This is a genomic window from Bacillus sp. LR--39, from assembly GCF_053613335.1.
On record NZ_JBSIOT010000864.1, the window covers coordinates 1 to 712 of the forward strand.

Genomic DNA, 712 nt, shown 5'->3' on the forward strand with positions numbered 1-712 from the left:
TGTGACAAGCGCCGTTTTGCCTTCAAGTGAAAAATACGATTCAAGATATCCCATCTCACGTTCACGTCCTTACCGAATGACATTCATCGGGACAGCATCCATGTCCTTAAATGTGTAGTTTTCTCCGGCCATCGCCCATATAAAGCAGTAGTTGGATGTGCCGGAGCCCGAGTGGACAGACCACGCGGGTGAAATGACAGCCTGTTCGTTCCCGACGACAAGATGCCGGGTCTCCGTCGGTTCGCCCATGAAATGAAACACCTTTGCATCCTCAGCAAGATCAAGATACAGGTAAACCTCCATCCGCCGGTCGTGGACATGCGCAGGCATTGTGTTCCATGTGTTATTAGGTTCAAGAAACGTAATGCCCATCATCAGCTGGCAGCTTTGAATGCCGTCTGCATGAATCACTTTGTATAGATTACGAACATTTGAAGAGGCTTCTTCTCCTAAATGATCGTATGGGAGCTCTGAAAGAGAAGCTTTTTGCACCGGATACTTTTGGTGTGCCGTCGCCGAGATGAAATAAAATTTGGCCCCGCCTTCATTCAAGCTTGAGAAGAAAACGTCTTTATTTCCCAGGCCGATATACAGAAAGTCTTTGTGCTCCAGTACGTATTCTTCATCACCGACTTTAACCGCACCGGGCTTGCCGACATTCACAATCCCGATTTCGCGCCGTTCTAGGAAATAGTCCGTTTTTAAAAAATCG

At 47.5% G+C, this 712-nt stretch carries 1 protein-coding gene; it reads right to left on the bottom strand.

The genetic code is table 11. The annotated features are described in order from the left end of the window. Positions 1-69 precede the first annotated feature (69 nt). Positions 70-712, bottom strand: a 643-nt coding sequence (kduI, locus tag ACWHAR_RS27080; RefSeq protein ID WP_452088433.1) for a 5-dehydro-4-deoxy-D-glucuronate isomerase, incomplete at its 5' end; no start/stop codon positions are given.